Source organism: Sulfitobacter aestuarii (genome assembly GCF_042685005.1).
Classification (GTDB): Bacteria; Pseudomonadota; Alphaproteobacteria; order Rhodobacterales; family Rhodobacteraceae; genus Sulfitobacter; species Sulfitobacter aestuarii.
On the sequence record NZ_JBHUMP010000043.1, the window covers coordinates 1 to 6,829 of the forward strand.

The window sequence follows — 6,829 nt, forward strand, 5'->3', positions numbered from 1 at the left end:
CGGTCGCGGCATAACCGAGCGGGAAATCCACTTAGGAAACGGCTCGAAGCTGTTCAGACAAACCGAGCCACCTCACAGTGTGGCGTGCCTCAAGAACAAGCGCGGAATTTGTGTCCGCACCGCTTCGCGGCCGGGCTGTCGTGAACCGAGCCTGTAGTCTCGGCCAGTAGGCTTCCATCCCTTGCGCGTTCATCGGCCAGCCGTGAACGGCTGACACTCCTTTCTTTGATTAGGGGCCTGACGGCCCATCACCCGTCAAGACCAAGCCCTTCGCTATGGCTTCGGGCGAAAGCCACGGGCCGTGGCTCGCCTACGGCTGCGCCCGCACCATCCACCATGGCCTTCGGTCTGGACGGTCTCCCCCCTCTCTTCGCCAGAGGGGCAGTTCGGTTGCATGCGCAACCGAACAAAGGAGAAAAAACAAATGAAAAAGGATGTTTACCAGAAAGTGACCGATAAGATCGTCGCCGATCTGGAGCAAGGTGAGCTCAGCTGGCTCAAGCCATGGAATGCGGGAAACATGGAAGGCCGCATAACCAAGCCGCTACGGCATAACGGGCTGCCCTATAACGGCATCAACGTGCTGATGCTGTGGGGCGCGGCCGTCGAGGGCTGTTATTCTTCCGCGTACTGGATGACCTTCAAACAGGCGAAAGAACTGGACGCCCACGTCAAGAAAGGCGAGCGCGGCAATCTGGTGGTCTATGCTAACACCATCACCAAAGCCGAGGAGCAGGACGACGGCAGCGAAGAGGGACGGAAAATCCCCTTCATGAAAGGCTACACCGTTTTCAACGTCGAGCAGATCGAAGGCTTGCCCGAGCACTACTATGCCAAGCCCGAGCCCGTCATTGATCCGGCCTTGCGCATCGATCATGCGGAAGCGTTCTTCGCAAGCACCCGCGCAGACATTCGCCATGGCGGGAACAGCGCCCACTATAGCGTCGGCAGCGATCATGTGCAGATGCCGGTGTTTGAATCCTTCCGCAGCCCCGAGGCCTATTATGCGACCCTTGCGCATGAACTGACCCACTGGACGAAGCATAAGAGCCGTCTTGAGCGTGAATTCGGGCGCAAGAAATGGGGTGATGAAGGCTACGCCAAAGAGGAACTTGTCGCCGAGCTTGGCGCGGCGTTTCTTTGCGCCGATCTGGAACTCACGCCCGAGCCAGGCAGCGATCACGCGGCCTATATTCAAAGCTGGCTGAAAGTCTTGAAGGATGACAAGCGCGCGATCTTCGCCGCCGCTGCCCATGCGCAGCGCGCAGCGGATTTCCTGCACGGCCTGCAGCCTGTGGTGAATGAAGAGCAGGAAGCCGAAGGAGTCGCCGCGTAAGGCGGCTCCATTTTCAGATGAAAATTTTCGCGCCTGCCATCCGGCAGGCGCTCATCTGAGTCTCTAGGCTTCAGGGAAAAGCCCTGGCATCCAGCGCTCCGCGTATTTTGCAGGGAAAGCCAGATAGAGCGGCGCGCGCGTGCTTTCCGAGGTGATCGCGCCCGCTTTGAGCAGCGCCGAAGTGATGCGCCGCGCGGCGCGCTCGCTCATGCCAAGCATGGAATCGACTTCGCCGCGCTCCAGCTTGCCTTGATACAGGATAGCTTTGAGAACGATGTCGGACTTCGGCGGCAGCGCACCCGCGCGCATTTCCTCTTCCGTCCAAATCATGATCCGGTCACGCAGCCGGTCCGCCTGCATCAGCGTGGCCATGAAATCGACCTGATCGATGCTGACTTGTAAGAAAAACTCGGTGAAACTGGCCAGCGCGGCTTCGCTGAGCGTGCCCCGCCCATCTCTATCCCCGCGCCGCTCTCCGTCGCAGGCTTGCAAGTGATCTTTGTAATCCTTCTCACGCCGCGCCAGCCCGCGCGCGACAGACCAGAGCCCCCGCGTATCCAAGGATTCTCGCAGCATGGCATAGGACATCAGCCGCGCCACGCGGCCATTGCCATCCATGAACGGGTGAATCCAGAGCAAACGGTGATGCGCGCATGCCGCCGCCAATATCGAGCCAATCCGGCCCTCGCGCGTATAGGCCTGATGCATGCGGTCCATAAAGCGCGGTACCGCGCCGGGGCTCACAGCGACATGCCGCCCGACTTCCACATAGCGCTCGCGCAGCTCGCCTGGCACGACTTTGACGCGCTCGCCCGTACCCGGATATTCCACCCAAAGCAGGTCTTCCGGCAGCAGCTCACAAAAGCGGCGATGCATTTCGATGATCGAAGCCGGAGCCGTGGGCGGCTCATCCAGACCGCCCTCATCAATCCACTTCTGGACGGTGATATGCGCTTTGGCTTCGAGCTGAAGGTCGCGCTTCTTCGGATCAGCGCTGTAATCGCCATCAAGAGCGCGTTCGATGTCTACCGGATGCGTATTATGGCCTTCGATCAGGTTCGAATAGTAACAGTTCATCGCGCGCACCAGATCGGCCAGCGCGGCGGCTGTGGACCCCGGCAAGCTACTGCGGAAAGCGGCAGATTTCTCTGCAAGCTCAAGGGCAAGGTCGTTCAGCGCGCCCCGTTTGGGGGAGCCCTCGCTCACCATGAGCGGCTCAAAAAGCCCTATACTCTCACCATCATCTTGCGCCATGTTCTTGCCTGTATTCTGGCCGCTTTGTTGGCCGGACTCATTTTCTCACTTATTATAACTATATCATAGTGTTGCAAACATTGAAACTTCATATTGATCCACTTATTTGGCCGCTTCTATGGCCGGTTTCATGGCCGCCGGTCAAAGGAGCGACTGGCCAAATGGCCAGCCGCGAAAAGTTACAGCCCAGGCGCGCGGGCCGCGAGCTCAGTCTCGATGTTGTGCATCGATTCTAGCGCGCTCTGGCGCTCTACGCTGCCGCGCGGCGCAGCGGCAAAGGCGTTGAAGGCCTCGCGAAGCAATCCGTGCAGCTCTGGTGTGCTGCGGGACGCCGCTTCAAAACGGGTGACAAGTTTCATGGCTCATCCTCCTTTTCTCGGAAGGAGGCCCCGAACCGCTCAGGGCCTTTCGGCCCCGTCCATCACCATCATTGGCCCCATAAAGGCGCTGATGGGTCGGGAGTCTTTTTGCGAGCAGATTGAGGAGCGATGCGCGTGAAACGTGCCGCTGCGTTTTGAAAATAGGTTGCCTGCAGGAGTGTTGCTGCACGCGGATAGTGCCGCGATGGCCGTCTTACCGCTTATTCCGATACGGATAGTTGCTGATTGCCGTGGTTGCTGACATCGCGGCAACGCTGGGACTCGGCTGGTCTGATTTTTTGCGGGGATGCCGTCGCTTCCTCTTGCCTGTGTCGGCTTGCACCAGATGCCCCAATTCCCTGGCCGGACGCGGCTCATCTTTCAATGTCCTGCCCGCACCACCTGGCTCTCGCCAGCCGTGTTGAACATGAACGCTGATCCTTTGCCTCCGGCGCTTCGGGAGGGCGTTAGCAAGCCAAACCCAAGCAAAGGAGAAAACAACATGGCACGCGAAAATGAAAACACACCCCAAGAGCCCAACGCGCCAGACTATCTGGCTTGGCACGTCACCCAAAAAGGTGAGAAATCCTTCTGGAACAAGGTCGGAGCCGCATGGAAGCACAAGGACGGGCGCGGCTACTCCCTCCAGTTAGAGACCTGTCCAATCAATGGCCGCATCGTCCTGCGCCTGCCGCTGGAAGATGCACCAACCGAAACATCGACCGAAGCGGGGCGCTCATGAGCGCCCCCATCACCACCCGGATCGTCTGGGATGGCATTGCGCTCGAAATTACGTACCGCAAACGCCGCTGGAAATCAGATTTCGATCATATCGAAATCTTGGCCGAAGACAGGCACGTCCTGCCCGTCACCGAAACCGGATACCGCTCGCACTTCCTGCCAGAAGGGATCGTCGAGGACTATGGCGGGCCGGAAGACTTTGTCCGTACCTGGCTCGACCATGAGGCCAAGAACGCCGATTGGCAGCGCCGCAAGGATGCAGCAAAGCAGATGTCGCTATTCTAAGCACCCGTGATCGCTCCCGCTCATGCGGGTGCGATCCGTAGCTTGACCAGCCAGCACGGCGCGCTCTCTGGCGCGCCGTTGATCCAGACCACAGTGCCATCACAGGGCGCATAAAGCTCCACAGCCCCGTCTTCACCTTCGGCGACGATCACAGCGTCACCCCGCCGCACAAACTCGCCGACAGGCTTTAGCTCATGCAAGCTGAGCAGCTTGCCGGTATAGTCCTGTATGGCATCGCCAGCGCCGACATGCGCCACATCGCCGGATATGAGCACGCGCTCGCCCGTGCTGGTCAGATATTCCCGTCCATTCAGCATGGCGAAAAGTCATCCTTGTCGGTATTATCCCGCTTGGCCGCGCGCGGCTTGAATTCCGGCACCAGCACATCGGGCTTTTGTTTGTAGCGCGCATGCGCCAGCCGGATCGCAAAGCGCACCGTATCGTCCGCAGCCAACCGGAAATGGCGGCTGAGATCGTCAAGCTGCTGGGCGTGCCGATCATCTAAATTAAGCATGAGTGTGTGTCTCATCGCGGTTCTCCTTTTTACTTTGGTGAAAATTCATTGCCGCGATCACGCCCGCGCGTTTGATCGCGCCTGTGGGTCCGGCTCTTTTGTTTACTGGCTTGTCGTTCCGGCACGCGGCCCAACGCCATGGCGCGGGCGACATCCTGATTGAGCTCGGCAATACGCGCTTGCTGCTTTTGCCGCGCGAGCTTGACCTGCCGTTGCAGGTTCCGCCGCTCAGTCAGTTGTTTGCGGATCGTCTCTTGTTTCTCGGTGCGGTCGCGCTGTTGCGCCCGCGCAATCTCGGCCTCGTTCTCGTTCCTGATCTTGCGGTTCTTACCCGTGACCCAGCCCCACAAGCCGCGAATGCCTCTTGGCGTCCGCTCCGCGCGTTTCTTTTCCTCATTCAGCCAGCGCTGCTCTTGCTGAGTTTTGATCTGCGCGCGGGCTTGGCGCTGGCGCTGTACCATCTGCTCGCGCTGAAACTGCGCCGCCAGACCGGCTTTCTCAGCCTTTTCTTGCTCTTCCTTCGCCCAGGCTTTTAGCTTGGGCGTGAGCTGCGCACCGATCTGTGCCTTGGCCTCGTCCACTGAGAGTAAGTCTCTCGGATCGCCGAGGCGGGCTTTGAGCTCTTTGGTTTTGGCACCGCTCATCCGGCTGAGCGAATAGGTCTCGCCGCGCCAATCCACGGCCACAAAGCCGCGCTTGTCTCCTTGGGCGAGCCAGAGCCCTTTATCGCGTAGCGCCGCTTCGAAAGACTCGCGGCTATCCGATCCCGACCAGCTTTCGCGGATCATGGTTTTGGTGAGTTTGGGGTCTTGCTTGGTGCGCTTTGCTTGCTGCCATTCCTCCAGCGTGAAGGCCAGCGGATCGCGCGCAGCACGATCACGGAAGCCGTCCGGTATTTGCCAGCCATGCTCACGGTAGAGCTCGCGCGCCACTTCGTTCAGGCGCGTCTTGTGCCAGGGCAAGTTGATGGCCTTCATTTCTTCGCCGTCGATCCGGCTCCAGACCGCATGGGCATGCCGCCTGCCTTCCTTCTCATGGAAGACAATGGCGCGCGGCTGACCTTCTAGGCCGAGCCGTCCTTCGATCCGATCTATCGCGGCCTCGAAGACTTCCACCGGCACATCTTCATGTTCCGGCGGGTTCAGACTCAGTGAGAAAAGGTGGTTCTTGCAGCGCGTGCCACGCGCGATGGCTTCGCTTTCCTGCATCGCGCCCGCCAGATCGTCAGCGGCATAGCCGCGAAGATCATGAAGCTCAACATGCTCATTGTCTCTAACGTTCAGCAGATGCTTCGCCAGTTCCTTGCCGTGTCCGCGCTCGTTGCCTTTAAGGATCATGGCGATCCTCCTTTTAGGCCGAGCGCTGTAACGAGTTCAACGCGCATCTTGGCGATCTCGGCGCAAGCTTCCCGCAATTCGTCTTCGATCTCAGGATGGACCGGCAGCGTGCCGGTGTTCACGGCGCGCGCCAGTTGGTTAAGGTTGGAGGACAGGCGCGACTGTCCAAGAGCCGCCAGGACCCGCGCCAGAGCTTTGTGATCCTGAACCGGAGTACCGCCGCGACGGCGGGTTTTAGGCAGTTGTCCGGCAAACAGCACGGCCTTGATGTACGCGCCGAGCGGCTCGCCGCCCGCCGCCGCTTCCAGCTTGGCGCGTTCCTCGAAGGTCAGGCGCAGTGAAAACGGCGCTTCCCGCTTCTTGCTGCCGACTTTGGCTATCTGATTGAAGTTATGGCGCGAATTGGTCATCATCGCACCTCAGATCACTTAGATCATGCTGTGCGAGATGGGATTCCCACTCTTGGAGGGTGTCGAAGAGAGAGTTCAAACTTTCTCCCTCTAAGCGCACCATCTCACTTAGGACGAATTTCCGGCGATCAAGTTTAGCGACGCGTTCCTCGTAGGCCACTCTAACCGAAGAGTTGGTAGCATCGACCGCACGATCCAGTAGGTCGTCTATCTGTTTCTCCGTATCCTTTAGCTGACGGGCCCACTCAAGCTTCACCCTCTGCGCTTCGGCTGTCTTTGCATCCCATGCATCGGAGATCATCGCCTTCGCCAGTTCCGCGAGGTCATCAGACGGCTGCATGGCCTCCAGAATTTTCTCCAAAGAACCTTCGAGACTCGCTCGTCGGACCGACTTACCTCGAGCCTGACAACCGCGGGTCGCACAGCGATAATACGCATAGCGTTGACGGCAACCTGTCGACCAAGCGGCCGTCATTCTCTTCCCACAGCTGTCACACAACACGAAACCGCGCAGCGGAGAGGTGGCCCGAGGAATCTGGACAGTTGAGTTAGGTGGATTTTCTGCTCCCACTCCGGCAGCGTTGCCGAGACAA

Annotated in this window: 10 protein-coding genes; 3 read left to right on the plus strand and 7 right to left on the minus strand. The window is 59.3% G+C overall.

The genetic code is table 11. From position 1 onward, the window contains the following. The first annotated feature begins 424 nt into the window (after positions 1-424). Complete coding sequence (locus ACFSUD_RS19185; protein ID WP_386376110.1) at positions 425-1,336, plus strand: ArdC family protein; 912 nt, start codon at positions 425-427, stop codon at positions 1,334-1,336. Between the two features lie 63 nt (positions 1,337-1,399). Here the strand turns inward: ACFSUD_RS19185 and ACFSUD_RS19190 are convergent, their stop codons facing one another. After that, positions 1,400-2,590 (minus strand): Fic family protein, encoded by a 1,191-nt coding sequence (locus tag ACFSUD_RS19190; protein ID WP_386376111.1) that lies wholly within the window; start codon positions 2,588-2,590, stop codon positions 1,400-1,402. A gap of 179 nt (positions 2,591-2,769) precedes the next feature. Beyond that, complete coding sequence (locus tag ACFSUD_RS19195) at positions 2,770-2,949, minus strand: hypothetical protein (protein WP_386376112.1); 180 nt, start codon at positions 2,947-2,949, stop codon at positions 2,770-2,772. A gap of 502 nt (positions 2,950-3,451) precedes the next feature. On the opposite strand from ACFSUD_RS19195, the gene ACFSUD_RS19200 reads away from it, so the two are divergent. Together ACFSUD_RS19200 and ACFSUD_RS19205 are read left to right on the plus strand one after the other, a co-directional pair. Continuing rightward, positions 3,452-3,691 carry a hypothetical protein gene (locus tag ACFSUD_RS19200; protein WP_386376113.1) on the plus strand — a complete coding sequence of 80 codons (240 nt, stop codon included), beginning with the start codon at positions 3,452-3,454 and terminating at the stop codon, positions 3,689-3,691. Continuing rightward, positions 3,688-3,975 (plus strand): hypothetical protein, encoded by a 288-nt coding sequence (locus tag ACFSUD_RS19205; protein ID WP_386376114.1) that lies wholly within the window; start codon positions 3,688-3,690, stop codon positions 3,973-3,975. Before ACFSUD_RS19200 ends, ACFSUD_RS19205 begins: the two co-directional genes overlap by 4 nt. 20 nt (positions 3,976-3,995) lie before the next feature. On the opposite strand, the gene ACFSUD_RS19210 is transcribed toward ACFSUD_RS19205, so the two are convergent. The 5 genes from ACFSUD_RS19210 to ACFSUD_RS19230 form a co-directional block, all read right to left on the minus strand. Next, a complete protein-coding gene (locus ACFSUD_RS19210; protein ID WP_386376115.1) occupies positions 3,996-4,292 on the minus strand; it encodes a hypothetical protein in 297 nt (98 codons plus the stop codon). Continuing rightward, positions 4,286-4,504: a hypothetical protein gene (locus tag ACFSUD_RS19215; RefSeq protein ID WP_386376116.1), complete on the minus strand. Its 219-nt coding sequence runs from the start codon at positions 4,502-4,504 to the stop codon at positions 4,286-4,288. Before ACFSUD_RS19215 ends, ACFSUD_RS19210 begins: the two co-directional genes overlap by 7 nt. 14 nt (positions 4,505-4,518) lie before the next feature. Next, complete coding sequence (locus ACFSUD_RS19220) at positions 4,519-5,826, minus strand: relaxase/mobilization nuclease domain-containing protein (RefSeq protein ID WP_386376117.1); 1,308 nt, start codon at positions 5,824-5,826, stop codon at positions 4,519-4,521. Beyond that, complete coding sequence (locus tag ACFSUD_RS19225; protein WP_386376118.1) at positions 5,823-6,236, minus strand: hypothetical protein; 414 nt, start codon at positions 6,234-6,236, stop codon at positions 5,823-5,825. Before ACFSUD_RS19225 ends, ACFSUD_RS19220 begins: the two co-directional genes overlap by 4 nt. Further along, on the minus strand, positions 6,217-6,829 hold a 613-nt coding region (locus ACFSUD_RS19230; protein ID WP_386376119.1), incomplete at its 5' end, for a zinc ribbon domain-containing protein. The genes ACFSUD_RS19230 and ACFSUD_RS19225, both read right to left, overlap by 20 nt.

What these genes read in the sequence shown, in the direction of transcription:
- ACFSUD_RS19225 (WP_386376118.1), bottom strand. Translation starts at nt 6,236, where the DNA reads ATGACCAATTCGCGCCATAACTTCAATCAGATAGCCAAAGTCGGCAGC.
- ACFSUD_RS19205 (WP_386376114.1), top strand. Translation starts at nt 3,688, where the DNA reads ATGAGCGCCCCCATCACCACCCGGATCGTCTGGGATGGCATTGCGCTC.
- ACFSUD_RS19210 (WP_386376115.1), bottom strand. Translation starts at nt 4,292, where the DNA reads ATGCTGAATGGACGGGAATATCTGACCAGCACGGGCGAGCGCGTGCTC.
- ACFSUD_RS19215 (WP_386376116.1), bottom strand. Translation starts at nt 4,504, where the DNA reads ATGAGACACACACTCATGCTTAATTTAGATGATCGGCACGCCCAGCAG.
- ACFSUD_RS19200 (WP_386376113.1), top strand. Translation starts at nt 3,452, where the DNA reads ATGGCACGCGAAAATGAAAACACACCCCAAGAGCCCAACGCGCCAGAC.
- ACFSUD_RS19185 (WP_386376110.1), top strand. Translation starts at nt 425, where the DNA reads ATGAAAAAGGATGTTTACCAGAAAGTGACCGATAAGATCGTCGCCGAT.
- ACFSUD_RS19195 (WP_386376112.1), bottom strand. Translation starts at nt 2,949, where the DNA reads ATGAAACTTGTCACCCGTTTTGAAGCGGCGTCCCGCAGCACACCAGAG.
- ACFSUD_RS19220 (WP_386376117.1), bottom strand. Translation starts at nt 5,826, where the DNA reads ATGATCCTTAAAGGCAACGAGCGCGGACACGGCAAGGAACTGGCGAAG.
- ACFSUD_RS19190 (WP_386376111.1), bottom strand. Translation starts at nt 2,590, where the DNA reads ATGGCGCAAGATGATGGTGAGAGTATAGGGCTTTTTGAGCCGCTCATG.